The sequence below is a fragment of the Bacillus cereus group sp. MG4 genome (assembly GCF_040460055.1).
Lineage (GTDB): Bacteria > Bacillota > Bacilli > Bacillales > Bacillaceae_G > Bacillus_A > Bacillus_A wiedmannii.
The window spans coordinates 18,480-40,322 of record NZ_JARVGZ010000002.1; the positions used below are offsets into that span (position 1 = coordinate 18,480).

The following is a 21,843-nucleotide window of genomic DNA, read 5'->3' on the forward strand; positions in this document are numbered from 1 at the left end:
ATGTTCCGATTCAAGAGAAAAGAGAAAAAAGAAGAACCAACCTTTCAACGTTTTTCTGTAGCGGATCAGATTGCACCAGCTATATTTGAGGAAGAAATAGATTATATCCGGGTAGGAGAAGGATATGAACGTATCCTTTGTATGACGGATTATCCATCAGGTAGCTACATGGGGTTCTTATCCAAATTGTATCGGTTAGAAGGAAATATCTCCTTTACCTATCATGTAGAACCGACTTCCTCTGCTGATATGATTAAGAACTTTAGTAATTCGATTGAAGAGTTAGAAGCAAGATTGCTGTCGGGAAAATTAAATCCTGAAATGAGAAAACGAGCGGAACAGGAATTAGAGAGTGCCAATAATATGCTGGAGGATTTAGTGGCGAATGATACAGGTGGCATGTTACTGGTGCATTTCCTGATTCGGCTTCATGCCGAGAGTCTCGAACAGCTAAAGAAATTAACGGATAAGGTAAATAATGCGTTTTCAGCCCGTAATCTCTTTGCCTATGTGCCTAGTGCACGCATGCAAGATGCTTTTGAATCCTGTTTGCCTATTCTGGAAAATAAGGTAGGAGAATATACGAGAAGAAATATGGATACAAAAGCATTCTCTACTTTCTTTCCTTTTGATGAGACCGAATTATTTACGAAGCGCGGGATTGCGATGGGAAGAAATATCAAAACAAAATCGCTCATTGTGGTGAATAAATGGGAATTACAGAACCGAAATGGGATTATTTTAGGGCAATCGGGATACGGAAAAACCAAATTGAAGCAAATGTTACTGATGCGTGATTTTATGGAAGGGATTCGTATTTTTAACATGGATCCAGAAGGAGAAGATAGTGAATTTGTTGGAAAACTCGGTGGTCAGGTCATTGAACTGTCCAATACCACAGATACGCGTGTCAATCCGTTACACGTGTTTTATGAGCGAGATACAAAAAAGAAAGGAAATCCATTACTTGAGCATTTAGAAAGAGTGAAGATTTTTTTCAAGATTATGCGTCCGTCTATGACGATTGATGAATTAGCGGTACTAGATGCTTACCTGGTGGAATTATACGAATCAGAGCCTTTTCACATGACATTTGATACTGACTTTGAGAAAAAGAAATCCAAAGATTTTCCTGTTTTAGCAGATTTATATGCGCTATTGATGAAAAAAATTGAGGAAGGAGACGACACATTAAAGTTATTCTCCTATGTACTGAAACAATACGTTTCGGGTGCAAATAATCGTATTTTTAATGGACCTACCAATGTAGATTTACGTAATCAACTCATTTCGTTTGATATTTCCAGGCTAGGAGTCGGTTCAGCTTTACAATCTTGTGCGATGTTCAATGCGACTTCGTTTCTATGGGATGAGATTACGAGAACAGCAGGGAGAAAGACGTTGTTTTTAGACGAATTACACGTATTCGCAGACCCGTCTAATCCGCAAAGTATGGAATTCATTTATCAGATTTGGAAGCGGATTCGAAAGTATGATGGAAGCGTATGGGGCGCAACACAACAAGTAGAAGAATTACTCCGAGCGAGTGATGGGAAAAAGAATTACGGGGGAGCGGTTATTGAAAATAGTCTAATGAAAATGTTCTTACCACTTGCAGAAAAATCCATTCACGATTTGATGACGCAGGCGCAGATCAAATTTTCAGACAGTGAACGAAAAATTTTAAAACCTCGTAAGAAAAATAAAGGAGAAGGAATTTTTATCTATGCGGATAAACGTGTCCACCTTCTGATTGAACCAACAGAGGTGGAATGGGAACTGATGGGCGGAAAACCAAAAGAGGGGGAAGCGGGATGAGTATGAAGGAAAAACCCCTTGCGGATTCTCGGAAAACATTTTGGTTGTCAGTCGGAATGATTTTCAGTTTCTGTCTCTTGATTGATTATGTGGTGGCATTTGGCCTTCGAATGATTGATTTTTTATTAGAACATAAAGACGAGTTAATGGAGTTGCCAGATGGTACAGCAAAAGATCTTGCGGTCTCCTACTTGACGAGTCCGATTGAAACCGTATCGTTCGCATTAGGACTCGAATTGTATCAATATGCACAACTTATCCTACTTGGTATTTTCGCTTATACAACCTTCCAAACATGGAGAAAGTTAAAACCACATACGGTGGAAGATGCAAGCGAATACGGAGGATTAGGGAGCGCTTCCCTTTCAGATGAAGTAACCATTTTTGATGAACAAAATATTACTGCGGATAAGGAAGAAGAAGGCACTGTTTTAGCAGTCTATAATGATAAATTGATGATTCATAAGAAAAAAAGTCGGTTAAACCGAAATGTATGTGTAGCTGGTGGATCAGGGACAGGGAAAACCAAATGCTATATCTTAAACAATGTCGTGAATACGAAAAATAAATCGATTGTCGTGTCAGATCCCAAGGGGGAAATCTATGAACTTACTTCTCGTGAGAAGAGAGCGCAGGGGTATGAAGTGTACCTCATTAATTTTTCAAATATGGCATTATCCGATATGTATAACTCAATTGATTATGTAGGACTGGATGAAGATGCTGAAAAATTTGCAACAACGCTTGTTTTAGGCGGAGAAGAAGGACCGCAATCAGGAGATAGTTTTTGGCAGGACCAAGCGATTTCCTTGATTACGGCAGGCATTTTATATGTACGAGAAAATCTGCCGAAAGAACAGCATTCGATGGACACGGTATACGATTTCTTGACAGAACCTTCTGAGAAACAATTAAAGAAACGATTTGCCAACTTAGAGGAAGATTCTTCTGCTCGTATGGCGTTTGGTGTGGTGAAGAATGCGACAGATAAAACATGGGGCGGAATTGTGAGTAACGCAGCCAAGGCAATGAAACTATGGAAATTAAAATCGGTTCGTACGTTTTCAAAACATAGTAGCTTTCAACTAGCGGATATTGGGAAACGTAAAATTGCCTTATATGTGGTCATTCCAGTAGCCGACCGTACGTATCGAGCATTAATCAATACATTTTTTGCCCAACTATTTCAAGAATTATATGCGTATGCGGATACGAATCATAATCGATTACATGTACCTGTTCGCTTTTTACTAGATGAGTTTGCGAATATCGGAAAAATACCGGATTTTGCTGAGCGTCTATCTACGACACGTTCCTACGGTATAGAAGTATCCATCATTATACAGGCTATGGGGCAATTGATGGATCGCTATGGGGAAAAACAGACAGATGAGATCATGGCCAATTGTGATACGACCCTTTTTTTAGGAACAAATGACCTCGGCACAGCGAAATATTTCTCAGAACGACTGGGTGTGACGACCAAAAGGTTGCGAAATGATAGCCAAACACCTGGAGAATTGGATAGCAATCAACAATCGTATACCTACGTACAGAGACCGCTCAAGACACCCGATGAACTCTTGAATCAGATGGATGAGAATGAATGCTATGTCTTCCGACGTGGGAAACTACCGATTCATGCGCAAAAAGCATGGATAGACAATTGGTTTGCAGACCAAGTAGGAGAAAAGGCAGACATGGGATGGCATTTAAAAGAGAAGTCAGCAGAATCGAGTATACCAAAAGAAGAAAAGCCAAAAGAAACGGTAGAGTCTTCCTTTGTATCAGAAAATGAAAAACAAGAAGATAATCAAGACGAATCGCAAGCATCTGTACCAAGCGAAGGAGAAGTACAGGAAACAACGGAAACACCAGAAAGTGAGAAACAGAAGGAGGAACAAAACACCGAAGAAACTCTGTCCTTACCGATTACGGTGAAACGAGAACTATGGGGAGACGAGGTGTTACAACCTGTAGGGGTAGAAAAGAAAAATGGACGAATACAAGCTTTGTATACGATGGACTTAGAAGCGGATGAAGAAGGCGTTCAGTTTCTTGTACAGAAGAATCCAGCTTGCATGATGACAGATATAGAGTTCGTTCCTCACCATGACGTAAAGGAAACAGAAGACCAGTTTCTGATACAGGTGAAAGAAGCGATCCAGCACATTACACTCAGTCTGATTTATAAAGAACAAAAAAGAGATTTTGCGCCAATGGAACATATCGAAGAGAAAGAAGCGCAAAGAAGGAAAGAACAAAAAGAGAAAGCGGAGGTGTAGGTATGATTATTGTATTTGGAGACGGGACAGTAGAGGAAACCGCTACAGAATATGTGTATCGGTTTTCGAAAACAAAGTTAAAACAAGAAGCTCCATTTGACAGAATCAAACAAACCAAATCGTATTTGTTACCGTGTACCTTTGCGGAAATTATACGAGGAGATGTCATACTTCGGTATGAAAAAGAATCCCACTTGTTATCGTTTTCTCGTATCCAACAAGAAAATGAAGCGATCAAACGGAAAGTGTTGTCTTGCTTGGTCCACCTCTTCCAAACACATCAAGAAACGATGCTCCTTCCCATTCCAGACAATATTTTTTATACGAAGAAAGGGGAAGTGAAGCTCATGTATCAAGCGATGGAACACATGCCTGTAACGGGATTTAATCGAAATGATAGGTTGACCCATACGAAACGTTTACTTGCCTTTGCTTTTTCGAACGAATCATTTGAAGCTTGCATGCTTCAGTCAGTAGAAATGAGGAATGAATTCTTACAACATATCTATCAATCTACAACATGGGAAGCGTTGCAAGAACTCGTGAAAGAACCAGAAGAAACGAAAGAAAAAGAAAAAAAGAGAAAGAGAAATTGGTCATTCGCCTCCTTCTCTTTCCCTCTTTCCGCCAAGTTATGTGTCGCTTTGTTGACACTATCGGTTTCCTGTAATTTGTATGTTATCACAAAAGACAGTATCCAGCCAGCGATGGTGAATGCGAAACAGGATGAACAAAGTGAAAAACAAAAGAAACACATACAAATGCTAGAACAAGAGAAAATAAAGTTGCAAAAAAAAATGCAGGATAAAGAATCTGAAATCAAAGAAATTGTGGGGCAACTGAAAATTGTCATTGAAGAAAATAAAAAGTTACAACAAAAACAAGCGACTGTGCCTCCAGCGCAGTAACAAAAAGGAGTGAACGTGCATGTGGCAAGCGGTGAAAGACTTTTTTACAACGGTAACGAATCCCATTGAAGCCTTTTCTCGGTGGATTGTGGAATTGTCGATTCAACTCTTAAATTTTTTCTTAGGGTCGATTGTGAGTGTCACGAAAATTGATACGGAATATCAAAAGGTACAGGTGATACAAGATGTGTTCTCTTGGGTTCGCTTTCTCGTCTATGCCTTAGTAGGAGTCATTGTCCTTCATCAATTATTTAAACAATACTTAGCGATTTCCACGGGTTCAATTCAAAGAAGAACAACGTCCCAAATCATGGGGGATATCGGAAAATTTGCGTACCGCCTCCTGATGTTACCGTTATTTTTAGACATCATGATTAAAATTAATTCTTTCTGGGTTGGATTTATTTCAGATAAAGGGCTAGTAGTTGATCAATTTGTAGAGTTTTTGGGATTAAAAAAAGACGGAGGTGATAAAACGGTTAGTGAAATTGTGTTAGGAAATATCGCACAGGTGTATCAATTACAAATGGCAGGAACGGTTGTATTTGTCGCTATTTTCTTTTTAGTCTTACTCGCTATCTTGTTTGTCTTAATGTACATTCAAATGATTATGAGACTGGGGCAAATTGTCTTTTGTTATGTGTTAATACCTTTTGTCGCCTTATCCGCTTTAAATGAAGAGATGGATATGTATTCAACTTGGTGGAGAGAAACGATTGCTATTGTGGGAACAGCAGCCGCCCAAGTCAGTTTCTTATATTTAGGTCTCAATTGTATGTTGTCGGGTCACGCCATTTTAGGAACAGGTATTTTAATAGGGGTTGTGACAACACCAGCCGTGTTACAAAAATTTGTCTATTCTACAGGTGTGGCGAGTGGTACAGGAAGCATGATGAAATTTATGACACGTCAAGTGCTGATGAAGAGGAGATGATGAACCGTGTATATCAAAGCAACCGTAACCGTTGTACGAAATTGGAAGCCTATACTGATTGGCATACTGGTTTTGTTTAGTCTCTTCATCTGTTTGATGTGGGGAGGAGGGAGTAAGCCACAAACACCAATGGGGACAGGAACAACAACTGTTCTACCTGAAGTTCTAAAATGGGAACCTACGGTTCGTAAATACGCCCAAGAATTTGGTGTAGAGCCCTATGTACCGTTAATGCTTAGTTTAATTATGCAGGAGAGCGGCGGACGTTTGCTCGATGTCATGCAATCGGCAGAGGGCGCTTTTAACACGAAGTACCCGAAAATTCAAAACGGAATCACAGATCCGGACTACAGCATATGGGCTGGCGTACAAGAATTTAAACATTCTATTACAATAGCAAATGTGCAGAGTCCATCTGATATCAATCGAATAAAATTAGCCCTTCAAACATATAATTTCGGCCCGGGATTTTTGAACTATATTAATAGTAATGGCGGGGAATATACCCTGGAATTAGCGAAAAGTTTTGCCTTGAAAATGGCAAATGGGCGCACACAATGTGGATTCAGAAGTCCATTTTGTTATGGCGATTATAGCTATGTTGAAAAAGTTTTGAAATACTATCAAACGAGTGAAATCGCTGGTGGTGGAGCTGTTGGAGACGAATTTTTTCAAAAAGTTATGGCTGAAGCCATTAAATATAAAGGTTATAAATATGTATTTGGTGGAGCAAGCCCAACTGCAAGTTTTGATTGTAGTGGTTTAACTCAGTGGACATTCCGAACAGCAGGTGTGCAATTAGATCGAACCGCACAAATGCAATGGAATCAAACAAAACGTATCGCTGCTGAGGAAGCAAAGCCCGGAGATTTAGTGTTTTTCCATGGAACATATAATTCAGGGACATATATTACGCATGTAGGTATTTATCAAGGAAATATGCAAATGTATCATGCTGGTGACCCCCTTGATTATGCTGATTTAAATAAACCGTATTGGCAGCAACATCTCGCAGGGTTTGGTCGAGTACAGTAACGATGAGAAAGGGTGAATGGAAATGAGACGTAGTATAGTAATTCTGATTTTATCTATAGGTATAGTGATATTAATAGGGTATGCTTGGAAACAAAAAGGGGAGGTGAAAGTATATGAAACAAAATATAAACAAGTTTTGAAAGAAAATACCAGTTTAAAAGAGAAGGTGCAGGCAAAAGAGAACAATGAGGAAACAAAAGTAAAAAAGGATACAGACGCCTTTTTACGAGCCTTCTTTACGTATGATACGTCAAAAGGTGAAGAAGGGTGGTCAAAAATTGATGCATATACAACAGAGTCTGTAAGAGGGAAGTTAAAGCCAGCAGGAGAAGAAAAGAAGCCAGAAAAAACACCACCAGAAACAACGATTGTTTCAGCTATAAAAGATGTCAAGTTATACTATACAGCTGTGCAAAATGGTGAGAAAGCGAATGTGTTTTCTCGTGTGTGGATCAATACGACTGTAAACGGTGTAACGAGTACCATGCAAATGGTATTAGATATTGAGATGGTATATAGTCCTGAAAAGAAAAAATGGATTGTAGGAAATATTAGTATCCAACAGCCTTTAGGTGAAGAAGGGTATATCAATTAATTATTTTATACAGAGGGAGTGGTTTATATGAAAATGAAACATGATAGAAATTGGAATGCGCTATTGGATTTACAGTTACAAGGGGAGAAAAAAATCCAAGTATTAAATTTTGTGATGGAACGATTGGATGCAAAAAATCAATTGCATATGACACAAAAAGAAATCGCAGAACAAACACAGGTATCCGAACGTACTGTCAGCGAGACGATGAAGACGTTACAAGAATCTACCTTTTTACAGCGGTTACAGTCGGGTGTATATGAAGTGAATCAGGCATTTGAATATGAACATCACCCTTCTGAAGAAAAAGGGTTAGCAAAGGGAATCGAAGTGTTACGTGACAACTTACAAACGGTTACAGTAAAAAACGTATTGAATAAAAGTATGAAGGACGTGCAACAACTGATTGAAAGCGATTTAGAAAATCCGAAAGGTTCTACATTGACCAAAGAGGATGTGAAAGAGTTATTAGATCAGCATGTGAAGAGCTTAGAACAAACACTTCATCAATACTATGAACAGAAAGAGAAGGGGGCTTCGTGGAAAGAAGCCATTCATACCTTAAAAGAAAATGTAAAACAGAGTTATCAAACCTTAAAAGAAACTTTTAGGCAAAAAGTGAAACAAAATGTACAAACGGTAAAAGAAGCACCAGGGCAAGTTAAACAGTATACAAAAAATAGATTAATTGATGGAGTAGTTCGTGTAAATAATCTCATCCTTACAAAGAGTCAAGAATTAAATCAAAAACTGGAACAGGCGAGACCGTATCAAAAGGAAACGTTACGAGAAAAGGATAAGGAGAAGGCGGTTGTACAAGAAAAGGAACAGCTTATAGAAAAAGAAGTGGTGCAAGAAAAAACAGTGGAAGAACCTACTATGCCGCAGCCTCTTGAAAAAGACCTCTTAGAGGGTGTTGCAAAACTAAAATAAATATGCAATGTTATGAATCAGAAAAACTAGCTGAACATGTAATAAATAGCGATTTTGACCATACCAACGTGGCTGTTCCAGCCCTTTATCTTTGAGATGACCAAACTGTTGTTCAATTTTCCCACGCTCTTTCATCAACTGTTTGCCAAAGATGGTTTGTGCAAAATGAGATAATACACGGCGATGTGTACTTTTGCTTTGTTCGCCATTACGTGGGTTAATTGGATTCACCGCAAAAATATCACATGTTTTTGCAATTTCATAAATGCGCTGACTATCATAAGCAGCATCTGCAATGGAAAATAACACATTTTGATTTTGTATATCTTGAAGCAATACAGGAGCCATTTTGCTATCATGTACGTTCGCTGTTGTAAATGCATACGACAATACAACACCTTCTGGTGTAGAACAGACATGAGCTTTATATCCCTTATACCAACCATAACGAGTAGATTTCCCCCATTTTGCTTGGGAATCATATAAACTACTCCGTAAGGCAGTGCTATCAATTAAAACACACGGAATTAATCCTAAATTCATTTCTTCAAGAGTTTGTTTATGAATCAACGGAATACCTTCATTGCGAAACCAAGTTCCTACACGTGAGAAAGTGGATATATGAGGAACAAAGGAAAGACCACAAGATACACGAAATGAAGGATATTGATGCAAAAAGCGAGTTAACTTACGTAATGAATTGATTTGGAATACCGTTTTCACAAAAAAACATTTGAGTAAAGCTTTTCTACAGATAGGTGGGCGGCCTGTAATAGGCGGAACGCCTCCAATGGTTAAACTGTCTACGTAGGCAAATAAAATGTGTAAAATGGATTGATTGTGATCAAAATTGGTTATCATACTAGTAAATCCGTCCTTTCTGGAGATAGTTTAGGGTACTATCATTCTTCCAGGAAAACGGATTTTTTTATGCATTTATTTTTGAATATTTATGAGTTTTGCAACACCCTCCTCTTAGTAAAACAACAAGCTGAAATACCTACGGATACGATAAAAAAGAACTTTCAAGAAGTGGTAACAGAACAGTTTGAAAAACATCCTGAAGCAACGATGGAAGCATTACGAGAGTATATTGTAGAACAGCATCCGCATATTCATCGAATTGAACAAGTGAATGCGGAAGAATTTGTCACAAGGATTGAAAAAGTATCACATATTTTACTAGTGAACCAACAAGCCAAGATTATAGATCAAAAAGAAGAGTTAGCAGTCATAGCAGAAGAAGTAACAGACGAAAAGCAGGTAGAAAAATTTGTGGATTTAGTGAAGGAAAAACAAGAAGAAATTGTGATGGAAGAAGAGGTTTCAGTGAGTTTCGAAAAATAAGGAGTGGGCAACAAAATAGAACCCTACGTTGTTATTTCTTTGTAGGGTTCTCATACTTCTTTAGTAAATCGCTAACAGCTTCGTCTAGTAATTTAGATTTATTAATACGAGTGTCTTTCGCTAATTGGTCTAAATCATACCAAAGTTCTTTAGCAATTGCATTCGAAAGGGTCTTACGATTTTTTAAGCCTCGGTTTTCCATTTCTACCACCTCTAATGTAATTATATAAATGATTTAAATCACTTTCAACTACTTGTAACTACATGTAGTAAATTGTATAATTAATTTAGAATCTTAAACGAAAGGTAGTGTGATAATCGTGAACTGTCCATACTGTGCAACTCCGATACAAGTTGATAAGAATGGTGTAGTACAAGAGATTTGTGAATTCTGTGGTGGTCATATGCGGGAACAACAAACAGGTGTCTTACAGCTTTGTCAGAATGGGGAGCGTTTTGAATTTACAAAAATGCAGTCACATATCTTCTTAGAACACATCAATCAGTCTGTAGAAGAGCTGAAACAGTATCATACGTACGATTTGTATTTGTTGTTAAAGGAAGTCAGAGAAGCACGCAGCCAAACGTATTACGGTTTACAACTACTAAATAAAGCTTCCAAAACAGAAAGCACATTACAAGCTACTGCGGATGAAACAGGCGGAGAATACGAGTATTACACAAGAAAAGCATGGGTAATTGAGAACATTCTGTTAGAACGACAAGGATTCTTTCCAGAAAAAATAACTGCTCGTGTTCTGGAGTACATGGGAGAGCAAATCCGAAAATCGAAGAAAAAGAGTATGAGGATATCAAAGGGGCAACGACAGCATAGAAGAGAAGCTTGAGGAATCTTTATACAATTTGAATTTTATTAAAAAGGGGATGGGAATGATGAGAGAACGTGAAAATTGGGATGTATTATGTGAGGCTTGTGATAAAACAATTGAACGTGGAGTAGCAACAGAATCTGGTGATAATTACTGTGACTCGTGCTACAACAAATTAGCAAAAGAGAAAAATATGACTCTTCGAAGAAGCCTTACAAAATAAATATATAAAGTTGGAGGAATCCAGTATGAATTTTTGGAAAAAACGTTTTTTGAAAAGTTTACTGAAGTTTAGCAAATTTTTACATGAATATCGTTTTGAAGATTTTTCAGCACAGGAAGAGAAGGTGTATCAGAAAAACCTTGAGAAACTAAGAAACTTATTTGGTGTAGAGAAATCCCCTATATCCCTAGATGTGATTGATACATCGGTATTAACAGCATATCAGAGAGAACTTTTACAAGAATTTGGGCAGAATGCACCATTCATTAAAGTGAGGTATAGAGAAATGGTATGGTTTATTTGGAGTAATCCACGGTGTACGTTCTCTCGTATCGAACGAGAAGTCATTTGTTATATGCTTCAAACATTGGGGAGTTCTTCTGGAGAATATTATAGAAATCAGCAAGAGCAAAAACAGGGGAAAGTGCAAAATTTCGATGAAATTGAAGGTGAAAGAGAGAAAATTTATAGGTTAAGAGAACAATTAATACAGGTAGACATCTTGCAATTAAAAGAAATGGCAGCAGGATTGATGCACAACACATTTGTGCTGCTAAGAATGTATTCTTCAAATCAGTATAAGAAAATGCTTGGAAAAACAGCTTACCATCAATTTATTTTTGAAATGGCAGACAGAATGCATAATTTACCGGAGATTCTTCTTGGTGAGAATAAGAGAGCATTAGTAGAAGAGCTGGCTGATACGGTAGTGTTCTTACAAGAACAGGAGTATGTTGACATTATGTTTTTACAATCTAATTTATCTAGATTAGAAGTGTTACTGAACCAAAATGATGAAGGAATATTAATTAGGAAAGTATCGATTAAAAAATAAGGGGGAGCAAATATATGGGGAAATATATATATCAAGAGTTATTACGGGAACTACAACATGTAGAACATGAGTTAAAAGAGTTAGATAGGCGGTATACAAGTTTATCTATACAAGCAAATGTCGGAAATTTGAGACATGTAGTGTGTTCTTTATACACAGAGAGAGGATTGTCTATGAAAGAATTTGCAAATGAGATAAAAGTTTCAGAATCTGAGATTCACGATCTAATTAGAAAAGGTATGGTAACCGAGAAACTTTTAGATTTGATTTGTACTTATTTTCAAATTCAAAAGACACCAGCATTTATACGTTATATTCAGTAATTAATAGCGGTTTGTATACAACTTGTACGAGGGATGAACATATTGTTGGGTGGAAAAAGAAAAGTATTGTCATGAAATATACATTACAGAATAACGATGTTTGAAGAGGAGAATCAAAATGGAACAAAACCAATCAAAAGAATATATAGCGATGCAAGACAGAAAAGAAACAGTATATCGAATCTATCATAATTTGAGCTTAGAATATGATAAGGGAGCGATATATGTATCTACACATCATGCTGAAATTATAGTTCGGAAACTGTTACAACATATTGAAGAAATCGTGTTAAATATGAAAAGTAAACGAGTAAAGGATAATTGGTTCATCGGTGCCCCATTGGAAAATATATTGTGTAAATATTTCGGATTTACTTCACATGCAAGAAGGTGGGATCAAGAGTATGTTGAAATTGAAATGCATCACAATTGGGAAGGTGTTTATTTAAAGCATATTCACGAGCCAAGCTGGTTTCACTTACGTAATTTCAAAAAAATAATTGAGCAAGAAATGCTATTAGAACAAGAACAAAATGAAAAGTTTTTGGAGAAAATCAAGGCACTCATGACGATTCCGTTTGGAGATGAAACACTCGTTGAAGGAGAATTAAAGAATTATAACTTACATGAGTTGAAGCGCTTACATAATTATTTTCAAATTACGTTCAAAAAATTAGAAAATAGTCTAGGTAGAGTGTGTATCGAAGAATGGAATGCAGACCCTGCAAACCTTTTTACGGAATACTATACGGATGGATGGGCGGAAATAGAACAGTAATAGGAAGAACGGAAGTTCTAACTGTAATTCAATTCAAGGGGGAATCCACGTGAAAGTGATACTATGTGAAAAACCGCAACAAATGAAAAGTTATTCGGAAGCATTTCAAAGTGCCAAACGAGAAAGTACACATATTACAGTGAAAGATAAAGAAATTTTTGGAGATGAAGAAGTTGTGATGATATCAGCATTGGGGCATGTAGTTGAATTATGTAATCCTGATGAGTATAAAGAAGAGTGGAAGAATTGGAGTATGGACCAACTACCTATTATTCCAGAAGAGTTTAAAATGAAGGTGTCAAAAGATAAAAAGTCTATTTTTCAAAATGCGAAACAATGGCTACAAAAAGCAGATGAAATTATTATTGCGACTGATCCTGCTAGAGCTGGAGAAGCGATTGCAAAAAATATTATTATTATGGCAGGCGTGAACGACACACAACAAAAACGATTGTGGGTTAAGAGTATGACGCAGGATGCTGTTCGAAAAGGATTTCAAAACTTGCGAGATGCAGAAGAAACATATAGTTATTATTTAGAAGAACAAGCCCGTTCTGTTAGCGATTGGATTATAGGCATGAGTGCGACACGTTAGATAGTGAAAAGCTATCTTATCCCTACGTGTTAAGAAATAAAAACAAATAAGGGATAAAGTCTTATTCCGAGGAGTGGAATGATGAAGTAACGTTCTGAAACGCTCCCTTTAATACTCCGACATGCGATTTCCTACGTGTATATGGAAATGGTGTGAAGCTCGGTGAAGTCGGGTGAAGTATACCGTAGTGTTCAGTGAACAACCGAAAAGGCAATAGAGGTATTGTCCGTATATGATAGCTCGGAAGTCGTTAAAAACTTAGTATGGTGAGAATGTGGTAAAACACTGACGAACTGGCGAATGTACGCTCCAACGATTGGGCTAAGAGAAATCTCGGTTTATCATTCTGTGGTTGAGTAAGAATTCATGCTATGAAAAACCATGCAGCGTTACAGGCGTTGGATAGAATGATGGGGTATAGTCAGCACCTAACCTAATGTAATTTTGATAGGAATAAGGCAACGTGGAAAGCTGGGAACGCGGAGAGGACACACTCATTGAAGCGTTACAAGGAAATGCGTTAATAGCGAATAACCTTGTTTTGTCCTAGTGAGAGTAGTGGCAGGACTGTTGAAGTTCTTGTAATGAGAGCAGAGGAATAGCCACAAGTCAATTCTAGAAACAAATTGGAAACCCTAATCATTTTTCATAGGTTCGTGTAAGACAACTAGTAACACGTCCGTTAGGAAGTGATTAACTATGAGTAATGTAGTTCAAGAGGAACTGAAAGATAGCAAGTTACGACATGCTGAGTACTATGGTATGACGCCAACGTTTGATTTGCTGTTCAAGAAAAGTTCCGAGAATGCGATATTCAAAAAACTAATGCGATATATCGTATCTGATGATAACTTGCTATTAGCGTACAGAAATATTAAACGTAATAAAGGAAGTTACACAGCAGGTATTGATAAATTGACAATCAAGGATATTGAAAAACTTAGTACAAATGAATACCTATCCATAATGAAGAAAAGATTTTCTTGGTATCAACCGAGGCGTGTCAAAAGGGTAGATATTCCTAAACCAAACGGAAAGACAAGACCACTAGGAATTGCATCTATTTGGGATAGGCTGACACAGCAAAGCATTCTTCAAGTGATAGAACCTATCTGCGAAGCAAAATTCAATACTCATAGCTACGGATTTAGACCTAATAGGTCAGTGGAACAAGCAATCGTTGATTGCGGTCATAGAATTAACTTTAACCAATGTCGTTATGTGGTTGATGTGGATATCAAAGGCTTCTTCGATGAAGTATGCCACAGCAAACTCATGAAACAACTTTGGACTATTGGTATCAGAGACAAACAACTATTAGCAATCATTGGGAAAATGCTGAAATCACCTATTGTCATGCCTAACGGCATAGTGATAATTCCAACAAAAGGAACACCGCAAGGTGCAGTTCTTTCCCCTCTGCTAGCAAACATTAATCTAAATGAGTTTGACTGGTGGATATCAAAGCAATGGCAAGGACGTCGCTGTAAAGAAATTATTAACCAATACGCCAAAGGTAAAGGTGAAGTTAAATCAAATCATTATCGCAAACTAAGGTCAAGCACAACACTCAAGGAGTTCTACTATGTCCGGTACGCTGATGATTTTAAAATATTTTGTAAGGACAAGAAAACTGCTGAACGCATATACCATGCAAGTAAACAGTGGCTTGAAGATAGGTTACGTCTACCAATTTCAGAAGAAAAATCCCAAATAACTGACTTGTGGAATGAAAGAAGTACATTCCTAGGTTTTGAGTTGAAGGCTGAAAGGAAAGCTGATAGATATGTCATGCATACTTATGTATCACAAAAAGCAATAAAAAGTATAAGACATCAGCTTAAAACACAAATACGAGCCATTCAGAAAAGCCCAAACTCAAAAGAAACAGTGGCTGAAATTAGTAGGTACAATGCTTTGGTATTAGGTATTCATAATTACTATAATATAGCCTCGCATGTAGCAATTGATTTTAGTGGCATCCATTACTCTGTAATGATAAGCCTTAAAAATCGACTACGTGGATTGAGTAAAACAAGCAATTATAAGACAAAAGACAAAGGTATTATGAAATACATGAAGTCGAAAAATATGAGGTATTTTCTAGACATGCCAATTATCCCTATTGGCTATGTTAAACAACGAAAAACACTAGGTAAGAAAAGTTCGATTAATAAGTACACCCCACAGGGGCGTATAGAAATTCATAAAAACCAGAGTCTTGTGTCTGAATATATGCTTCAATGGTTAAGAGAGAACCCTATCATAAATGAACGTGCCACAGTTGAGTACAATGACAATCGCATATCAAAGTTTGTCGCTCAACATGGAAAATGTGCTATCACAGGCAGAGAACTGGCTTTCAATGAAATCCACTGTCATCACATTATTCCTTATCACGTATCAAAAGATGATAGATATGTAAATTTAGTGGTTATTCATCATGATATTCACGTACTTATTCATACAAATGACCCTAAAAATATAAGCAAGCTCCTAACCTTATTTGATCTCAACGAGATCCAACTTGAAAAACTTAATAACCTAAGAAAGAAAGTTGGAAACAAAGCTATATAGCAATATTGAACGATATAATCGCATTCTTGAGAACTAATATTATAGAGATTAGGGAAAACAAAGATATGTTTAAATTGATGGAACGCCGTATGCGGTGAAAATCGCACGTACGGTGTGGAGCGGGGGGTGCGACAAGAAGCGACTTCTTCCGCACAATGTCAGTGTCTAATCAGACTATCCAGTTGCAATGGATATTCCCTTCCAAAACTGCATTATGAGTAATTGTAATGTGGGTTGCATGAGGATATGCTCAACCAGAAGCTGAGTGTCTAAGCAGAAGGGAGCTAGGGAAAGAGTAGTATGGTTAACGATAAGTGAATCTCTATAAGCATCGTCACCACAGTCGTTAGATAAGGCACGGTTAAGCTAACGTTTTATAGGTAGGGAAAATGTTCTCCCCTGAACAGTTTCATTGCAACCCATAAGCCTATCGGTGTATTGGAGAAACCTAACCTACTCATATCTGACAGAAGTCGAACTTGGTAAGTCCAATTGGGGTCCTTCATTGAAGGTAAGTCTAGCGTAAGCGAAACCCAATTCCCCAAGTGGATATAGGAAGTTGGAGCAAGCGAATGTTACCTTGCCGAAAGGCAACAGGAATCGGAAATAACTGGGTGAATAATGCCATTTGGCATAACCTGAAATGGTGCTGACTTCCAACTGGTATGCAACATGGTAATAAAGCGTTGAAGAATTACTTGAAAGGATGGTAACAGTCGATGAACACTTCTACTAAGAAGTCCGCATTACCAGACATTACTGATTGGAACGACATCAATTGGTTAAGTATCAGTCAGTATGTAGAGAAATTACAGCAACGAATATACCATGCCGAACGTCTTGGAGAAATCCGCAAAGTAAGAAACTTACAAAGGTTGCTAATGAGAAGTCAAGCCGCACTTCTTCTATCAATTAGGAGAGTAACTCAAATTAACAAAGGCAAGCGGACTGCGGGTGTTGATGGGTATAAAGCTCTGACCCCGTATGAGAGAGTCGAACTTTACAATATCATGAAGGGTATGAATATTTACAACCATAGACCTAAGCCTGCTTATCGCACGTATATTGAGAAAAAGAACGGAAAACTCAGACCTCTTGGGATACCAACTATTAAAGATAGAGTCTATCAAAATATCGCTAAATTAGCACTAGAACCACAATGGGAAGCTAAATTTGAACCCACCTCTTATGGCTTTAGACCAAAAAGGAATTGTCATGATGCGATTGAAAGGATCTTCAACACCATTGGAAACAAAAAGCAATGGATTTTCGAAGGTGATCTTAAAGGATGCTTTGATAATCTAAATCATGACTATATTCTTCAACAAATCAAAGGTTTTCCAGCATTAGATGTGGTAGAAAAGTGGCTGAAGGCAGGATTTGTAGACAACAACGTATTTCATACGACAGAGAACGGTACTCCACAGGGAGGAATTATATCACCTCTACTAGCAAACATTGCATTGCATGGTCTAGAAGACTTACTAGATATTAGCTATCGTGAGGTAAATAGGAAAACAAAAGTAACCTATGAAAACCGTTCTAAATTTGCAGTAGTAAAATATGCAGACGACTTCTTAATCTTATGTGAATCGGAAGAAGATGCTAACGGAATGTATAAAACCCTAGAACCCTATTTGGAAACTAGAGGTTTAGAGTTAGCAATGGATAAGACGAAAGTTACTCACATTGAAAAAGGATTTGACTTCTTAGGATTTAATATACGAAAATATAAAACTCATAATGGTAGTAAAGTTCTTATCAAACCTTCTAAAGATAGCATTAAAACGGCGAAAAGAAAGCTTGCAGATAAAATTAGACAACTTTATGGCAAAAATGTTCAAGTGCTTATCAGTACACTGAATCCTATTATTATAGGGACGGCAAATTATTGGAGTCCAAGTGTAGCAAAGGAAATCTTCTCCGAAATGGATTTCCACATCTGGAAAATCCAATACAAGTTCCTAAGAAGGCTCCATCCAAAGAAGAGCTGGAATTGGATTAAACATAGATATTATAAGCTAGACAAAACAGGGCAAAGTAAAAATAAATGGATACTAACAGACCCTGTCACTAATAACCAACTCAAAAGAATGGCATGGACACCCATAGTAAGACATGTACAGATAAAGCATGATTATAGCCCTTTTAATACTGAACTCAAAGAATACTTTGAGAAACGTGATATTAAAGAGTTCGATAAAAACAATGTGGCGTATAGACAGAAATTAGCTAAAAAACAAAAATACAAATGTCCTTTGTGCGGTCATTCAATTACAGACGGCTCAGAAGGTTTAGAAACACACCATAAAACCCCAAGAGTCAAAGGCGGTACAGATGAATATAAAAATCTAGAGTTAGTCCATATATCATGTCATTTAGAATACCATAAGGTATTCCCTGCAAAAGGAGATATTCCAAACGATGCTCAATTTAGAGCAGTTAAGAAATATATCCGTAATAAGAAACTTTCAGGACTAATCTAGCAAGACGTGGATAAAGGCATGCTTGAGCCGTATGTCAGGAAACTGACACGTACGGTTCTTAGGGGGGTCAGGAGTGGTAACACTCCTGACCTACCCGACAAAAGTTGGAGAGATTATCAAAAACTTACCTATCGCTATATGCCTCACGAGTATTTACATTGTTGTTCCGAGACAAGAAAGGCGTGAAAGAGGTGTTCAGTGCAGGACGGGTACAATCAGCCTTGTTACACTTAATTAGTCAACGGGAGAAAGAATTAGAGCATTTCAAAGTGCAATCATTCTATGAAATTCATGGGCATTTTAATACGAATGGAATACCCTATGCCGGAAAACTCCTCCAAGATCATAACATTATGAAACTCCATTCAAAAGAAGAAGCACAGGGAAAGTTGCAACAATTGCAAGAGCATACAGCACGTATACAAAAGGTGACAGTGGAACAAAAATCGAAACAAGCGCCGAAATTATATAATCTGTCGAGCTTACAAGCAAAGCTAAATAAAAAATATAAAATGTCCCCTAAAGTGGTACTAGAAACTGCACAAGGCCTATACGATAAAAGCTTGCTTTCGTATCCCCGAACAGAATATCAGCATATTCCTATAGCGGAAGCCGAACAGTTGCCAGGTGTTCTAGAAAAGCTCGTGAACATTAAAGATTATCAAACTCTGATTGAAAAAAAAGAAAGAGACATGATTGTACAGCAAAAAGCATACGTGGACGATGAAAAATGTGGAGACCATTATGCACTGATTCCCACGAATCAAGTTCCTAACCTAGAAAACTTATCCAAAGAAGAAAGATGGCTCTATGATGAGGTTGTACGTAGCGTCATAGCAACGTTCTATGAACCTATGACGTATAATCAAACAGAACTGTTCACTGAAGTGAATCACGAGGTTTTTAAATCGACAGGGAAGCAAATCACCCATCTTGGATGGCAAGTCGTGTTTGGAAAAGAGGAGGAAGAGAATCAAAAAGAACAGACTCTTCCTCTTGTAGAACAAGGTCAATCTGTAGAGAAAACAGAGATCAAGTTACATGAAGGGAAAACACAACCTCCTAAACTATATACAGAAGGGCAACTGATTACAGTAATGGCAAAACATGATATTGGCAGCGAAGCAACGAGATCAGGAATTATAGAGAGAATCAAAACACTGTTGTATATCAAAATTGAAAAGAACATTGTACATGTAACCAATAAAGGGAAAATGATGGTGGAAGCCATTAAAGATACTGCAATCGGTTCATCAGAATTAACTGCAAAATGGGAAGTATATTTGAAGGGAATTGGAGAAGGGAAGAAAAAGGATAAGCCTTTCGTAGAAACCTCCAAAAAGTTAGCGCAGAAACTCATCAACGAAGCAAAAGACCAAGTAAACCCATGGGCAATAAACGATTTTGTGGAAGATAGAAAAAGTGAACATCATATAGGAGAGTGCCCATCCTGTGGAAAGCCAGTCGTAGATAAGAAAACGATATATGGTTGTTCAGGATATGCGAAGGATAGTCTAAAGAGTTGTAAGTTTTCTGTTTCGAAAGAATTTTTAGGACAGAAAATTAGTGAAAGTAATATGATAAAGCTGTTAGAGGGAAAGAAAACGACGTTGTTGAAAGGGTTGAAAGGAAAATTAGAAAAAGAATTTGATGCGTATTTACAATTAGATGAAGACAAAATTCAGTTTGTATTTCCGAAGAAAAAGAAAGTAGCCCAGACATGAATGAGAAAACGAATGTATCATACAGTCGTTTTCTGAAAATAGATAAATACAAATGAGTAGTAACTTGCTATACAGTTAAAGGGAATAATATACATCATACCATGTTTCTTAGAAATAAAGATATGTAATAATGCATATCTTTATTTTAGAATGGCCCCTTCTTTTTTGGCAGAAGCTAGCTGGGGGTATGGGGGCTAGTCCCCATGATTGACGTAACGATACATGAAATACGTGGAATCAATGGACGATCGTACAGGCGGTTCGGCACGTACAATATGACGTGTAAGCTGAAGAACGCAAAGATTTCCTTTTTTGTCGTCAGCTTAGCAACGATACGTTGACGTGCCGAAAAGAGTTGGGCAAGGATGGAGAGGGCTGCGAAACAAGGTGAAGTGGCCCTTCTCCAAAGGTGGAGATTTTCTGAAGAGAAACGGAAGAAAATACGACCTGTTCCTTGCGGAACTGTTAGCCTTTTGGGGTATAGTGGCATAGTCTGTCATTGAAAAAATGAGAATATGGTATAATAAAAGAATAAATAACGGTGAGAAAAGTGAGGGAGAACGATGAAAAATCATGATATCGTGAATGGTCAAATTCTCCAAACGAACAAGAAATGGTCACATTTGAAGCAGAATCAGAAGAATTTGATCGCAGAATGGCTACAAGAAGAATATCGAGGTTTTATCGCCATGTATTTGCGAAAACCTAAACGCTTTGAAGAAGAATATATGATAGATAGTGTGATGGAACGAATGCAGGCATGTGATATTTGGATACCGTATGTAGAAGTAAAGACGTATTTCACACGTAAAAAGGGAAAGTGGTATCGGAAATTAGAAAGTGAGTTAGAAAACAGAAGAATCGAAGAAGAGGAACAGATTCGATTAAAAAATGAAAGAATCGGAACGCCGATTTGTTAAGGTAAATAGGGATGTATGAGAAAAGACGTACTGAAATACAGTACGTCTTTCTGTGTCCGTAAGCCTTTCGGGAGAAAGCGCAATTCCAATGTTGATTGTGTCAGATAATCGGTATACAATTGTTATAGATGTAGGATGGAATTGCTGTTTTTACTATATGTGAAATCTGTTTTTTTATACGTTTTCTAGGTGATGTATGCCATTTTATTTTTGAGAGAAATCATAAAATAAGGACAAAACGATGTATATTTGACATGTCTTGCCCTCATTTTGAATGGAGTTAAGGAAAAATAAGCAATGACAATCCCGCGAAATAGTGTAGTTTTGGTGCAAATAACAGTAGTAGCATGGGATTGTAATGTTAGGGTGTGCAAAAAGAAAAATTTTATGCGAAAATGGTTATAAAAACCATTCTATGAAAAAATATGGTAAAATAGAAGGGATATGTGTATAGAGATTTGAATTCGGTTCTTCCGAATTCGAATCTCTCCTCTATCAAGAAGAAAGATAGCGCATGACAAGAACGACTAATGGATCTAATTCTTGACTATAGGCGACAACTACAGGATGTGTGAATCCATATAGCTTTGTTAATTTCCGAAGTATTTTTTGTTTCTTTTTCATTTTCTTTTGTAAATAGGCAATATAAGATGTAGACATGAATAGCCTCGATGCCGTATACAATATGTTATACAGT

Annotated in this window: 21 protein-coding genes; 18 read left to right on the forward strand and 3 right to left on the reverse strand. The window is 37.4% G+C overall.

Annotated features, from left to right (window positions below; genetic code table 11):
* The 7 genes from QCI41_RS28730 to QCI41_RS28760 are packed head-to-tail and all read left to right on the forward strand — an operon-like array spanning position 1 to position 8,508.
* Entirely contained in the window at positions 1–1,818 is a 1,818-nt protein-coding gene (locus QCI41_RS28730) for a VirB4 family type IV secretion system protein (RefSeq protein WP_197263113.1), read from the forward strand.
* Entirely contained in the window at positions 1,815–4,103 is a 2,289-nt protein-coding gene (locus tag QCI41_RS28735) for a VirD4-like conjugal transfer protein, CD1115 family (RefSeq protein WP_353838933.1), read from the forward strand. Before QCI41_RS28730 ends, QCI41_RS28735 begins: the two co-directional genes overlap by 4 nt.
* Positions 4,104–4,105: 2 nt before the next feature.
* Entirely contained in the window at positions 4,106–5,011 is a 906-nt protein-coding gene (locus QCI41_RS28740) for a hypothetical protein (protein ID WP_353838932.1), read from the forward strand.
* Between the two features lie 19 nt (positions 5,012–5,030).
* Positions 5,031–5,945 carry a conjugal transfer protein TrbL family protein gene (locus tag QCI41_RS28745; RefSeq protein ID WP_327880173.1) on the forward strand — a complete coding sequence of 305 codons (915 nt, stop codon included), beginning with the start codon at positions 5,031–5,033 and terminating at the stop codon, positions 5,943–5,945.
* A gap of 6 nt (positions 5,946–5,951) precedes the next feature.
* A complete protein-coding gene (locus QCI41_RS28750) occupies positions 5,952–6,980 on the forward strand; it encodes a bifunctional lytic transglycosylase/C40 family peptidase (RefSeq protein ID WP_483299554.1) in 1,029 nt (342 codons plus the stop codon).
* Between the two features lie 22 nt (positions 6,981–7,002).
* Positions 7,003–7,575 carry a hypothetical protein gene (locus QCI41_RS28755; RefSeq protein WP_353838930.1) on the forward strand — a complete coding sequence of 191 codons (573 nt, stop codon included), beginning with the start codon at positions 7,003–7,005 and terminating at the stop codon, positions 7,573–7,575.
* Between the two features lie 27 nt (positions 7,576–7,602).
* Entirely contained in the window at positions 7,603–8,508 is a 906-nt protein-coding gene (locus QCI41_RS28760) for a replication/maintenance protein RepL (RefSeq protein ID WP_353838929.1), read from the forward strand.
* On the opposite strand, the gene QCI41_RS28765 is transcribed toward QCI41_RS28760, so the two are convergent.
* A complete protein-coding gene (locus QCI41_RS28765; protein WP_353836336.1) occupies positions 8,500–9,369 on the reverse strand; it encodes a transposase in 870 nt (289 codons plus the stop codon). The two genes, QCI41_RS28760 and QCI41_RS28765, sit on opposite strands and share 9 nt — an antisense overlap.
* Positions 9,370–9,438: 69 nt before the next feature.
* On the opposite strand from QCI41_RS28765, the gene QCI41_RS28770 reads away from it, so the two are divergent.
* A complete protein-coding gene (locus QCI41_RS28770; protein ID WP_353838928.1) occupies positions 9,439–9,855 on the forward strand; it encodes a hypothetical protein in 417 nt (138 codons plus the stop codon).
* Between the two features lie 31 nt (positions 9,856–9,886).
* Here QCI41_RS28770 and QCI41_RS28775 read toward each other — a convergent pair whose 3' ends face one another.
* On the reverse strand, positions 9,887–10,057 hold the full coding sequence (locus tag QCI41_RS28775; protein WP_000431537.1) for a ribbon-helix-helix domain-containing protein: 171 nt from the start codon (positions 10,055–10,057) through the stop codon (positions 9,887–9,889).
* A 118-nt stretch (positions 10,058–10,175) separates the two neighbouring features.
* On the opposite strand from QCI41_RS28775, the gene QCI41_RS28780 reads away from it, so the two are divergent.
* The 10 genes from QCI41_RS28780 (at position 10,176) to QCI41_RS28825 (ending at position 21,146) form a co-directional block, all read left to right on the forward strand.
* A complete protein-coding gene (locus QCI41_RS28780) occupies positions 10,176–10,703 on the forward strand; it encodes a hypothetical protein (protein WP_260857121.1) in 528 nt (175 codons plus the stop codon).
* A gap of 46 nt (positions 10,704–10,749) precedes the next feature.
* Positions 10,750–10,908: a hypothetical protein gene (locus QCI41_RS28785; RefSeq protein WP_078187972.1), complete on the forward strand. Its 159-nt coding sequence runs from the start codon at positions 10,750–10,752 to the stop codon at positions 10,906–10,908.
* A 25-nt stretch (positions 10,909–10,933) separates the two neighbouring features.
* Positions 10,934–11,743, forward strand: a complete 810-nt coding sequence (locus QCI41_RS28790) for a hypothetical protein (protein ID WP_353838927.1) — start codon at positions 10,934–10,936, stop codon at positions 11,741–11,743.
* 14 nt (positions 11,744–11,757) lie between these two features.
* A complete protein-coding gene (locus tag QCI41_RS28795; RefSeq protein ID WP_000521594.1) occupies positions 11,758–12,066 on the forward strand; it encodes a hypothetical protein in 309 nt (102 codons plus the stop codon).
* A gap of 118 nt (positions 12,067–12,184) precedes the next feature.
* Positions 12,185–12,844, forward strand: a complete 660-nt coding sequence (locus tag QCI41_RS28800; RefSeq protein WP_000437439.1) for a hypothetical protein — start codon at positions 12,185–12,187, stop codon at positions 12,842–12,844.
* 49 nt (positions 12,845–12,893) lie between these two features.
* Positions 12,894–13,439 carry a toprim domain-containing protein gene (locus QCI41_RS28805; RefSeq protein WP_353838925.1) on the forward strand — a complete coding sequence of 182 codons (546 nt, stop codon included), beginning with the start codon at positions 12,894–12,896 and terminating at the stop codon, positions 13,437–13,439.
* Positions 13,440–14,138: 699 nt separating this feature from the next.
* Positions 14,139–16,016: a group II intron reverse transcriptase/maturase gene (gene ltrA / locus QCI41_RS28810; protein ID WP_353838924.1), complete on the forward strand. Its 1,878-nt coding sequence runs from the start codon at positions 14,139–14,141 to the stop codon at positions 16,014–16,016.
* Positions 16,017–16,735: 719 nt separating this feature from the next.
* Entirely contained in the window at positions 16,736–18,502 is a 1,767-nt protein-coding gene (gene ltrA / locus QCI41_RS28815; protein ID WP_098771513.1) for a group II intron reverse transcriptase/maturase, read from the forward strand.
* A 104-nt stretch (positions 18,503–18,606) separates the two neighbouring features.
* Positions 18,607–20,226: a type IA DNA topoisomerase gene (locus tag QCI41_RS28820; RefSeq protein WP_353838923.1), complete on the forward strand. Its 1,620-nt coding sequence runs from the start codon at positions 18,607–18,609 to the stop codon at positions 20,224–20,226.
* A gap of 563 nt (positions 20,227–20,789) precedes the next feature.
* Positions 20,790–21,146 (forward strand): transposase, encoded by a 357-nt coding sequence (locus QCI41_RS28825; RefSeq protein WP_065486610.1) that lies wholly within the window; start codon positions 20,790–20,792, stop codon positions 21,144–21,146.
* 495 nt (positions 21,147–21,641) lie between these two features.
* On the opposite strand, the gene QCI41_RS28830 is transcribed toward QCI41_RS28825, so the two are convergent.
* Positions 21,642–21,806, reverse strand: coding sequence for an aspartyl-phosphate phosphatase Spo0E family protein (locus QCI41_RS28830; RefSeq protein WP_065486608.1), 165 nt, complete (start codon positions 21,804–21,806; stop codon positions 21,642–21,644).
* Positions 21,807–21,843: the final 37 nt, after the last annotated feature.

Excerpts from the sequence above, each read along its gene's own strand:
- QCI41_RS28730 (WP_197263113.1), top strand. The coding sequence starts at position 1 with ATGTTCCGATTCAAGAGAAAAGAGAAAAAAGAAGAACCAACCTTTCAA.
- QCI41_RS28735 (WP_353838933.1), top strand. The coding sequence starts at position 1,815 with ATGAGTATGAAGGAAAAACCCCTTGCGGATTCTCGGAAAACATTTTGG.
- QCI41_RS28740 (WP_353838932.1), top strand. The coding sequence starts at position 4,106 with ATGATTATTGTATTTGGAGACGGGACAGTAGAGGAAACCGCTACAGAA.
- QCI41_RS28745 (WP_327880173.1), top strand. The coding sequence starts at position 5,031 with ATGTGGCAAGCGGTGAAAGACTTTTTTACAACGGTAACGAATCCCATT.
- QCI41_RS28755 (WP_353838930.1), top strand. The coding sequence starts at position 7,003 with ATGAGACGTAGTATAGTAATTCTGATTTTATCTATAGGTATAGTGATA.
- QCI41_RS28760 (WP_353838929.1), top strand. The coding sequence starts at position 7,603 with ATGAAAATGAAACATGATAGAAATTGGAATGCGCTATTGGATTTACAG.
- QCI41_RS28765 (WP_353836336.1), bottom strand. The coding sequence starts at position 9,369 with ATGATAACCAATTTTGATCACAATCAATCCATTTTACACATTTTATTT.
- QCI41_RS28770 (WP_353838928.1), top strand. The coding sequence starts at position 9,439 with ATGCATTTATTTTTGAATATTTATGAGTTTTGCAACACCCTCCTCTTA.
- QCI41_RS28775 (WP_000431537.1), bottom strand. The coding sequence starts at position 10,057 with ATGGAAAACCGAGGCTTAAAAAATCGTAAGACCCTTTCGAATGCAATT.
- QCI41_RS28785 (WP_078187972.1), top strand. The coding sequence starts at position 10,750 with ATGAGAGAACGTGAAAATTGGGATGTATTATGTGAGGCTTGTGATAAA.
- QCI41_RS28790 (WP_353838927.1), top strand. The coding sequence starts at position 10,934 with ATGAATTTTTGGAAAAAACGTTTTTTGAAAAGTTTACTGAAGTTTAGC.
- QCI41_RS28795 (WP_000521594.1), top strand. The coding sequence starts at position 11,758 with ATGGGGAAATATATATATCAAGAGTTATTACGGGAACTACAACATGTA.
- QCI41_RS28800 (WP_000437439.1), top strand. The coding sequence starts at position 12,185 with ATGGAACAAAACCAATCAAAAGAATATATAGCGATGCAAGACAGAAAA.
- ltrA (WP_353838924.1), top strand. The coding sequence starts at position 14,139 with ATGAGTAATGTAGTTCAAGAGGAACTGAAAGATAGCAAGTTACGACAT.
- ltrA (WP_098771513.1), top strand. The coding sequence starts at position 16,736 with ATGAACACTTCTACTAAGAAGTCCGCATTACCAGACATTACTGATTGG.
- QCI41_RS28825 (WP_065486610.1), top strand. The coding sequence starts at position 20,790 with ATGAAAAATCATGATATCGTGAATGGTCAAATTCTCCAAACGAACAAG.
- QCI41_RS28830 (WP_065486608.1), bottom strand. The coding sequence starts at position 21,806 with ATGTCTACATCTTATATTGCCTATTTACAAAAGAAAATGAAAAAGAAA.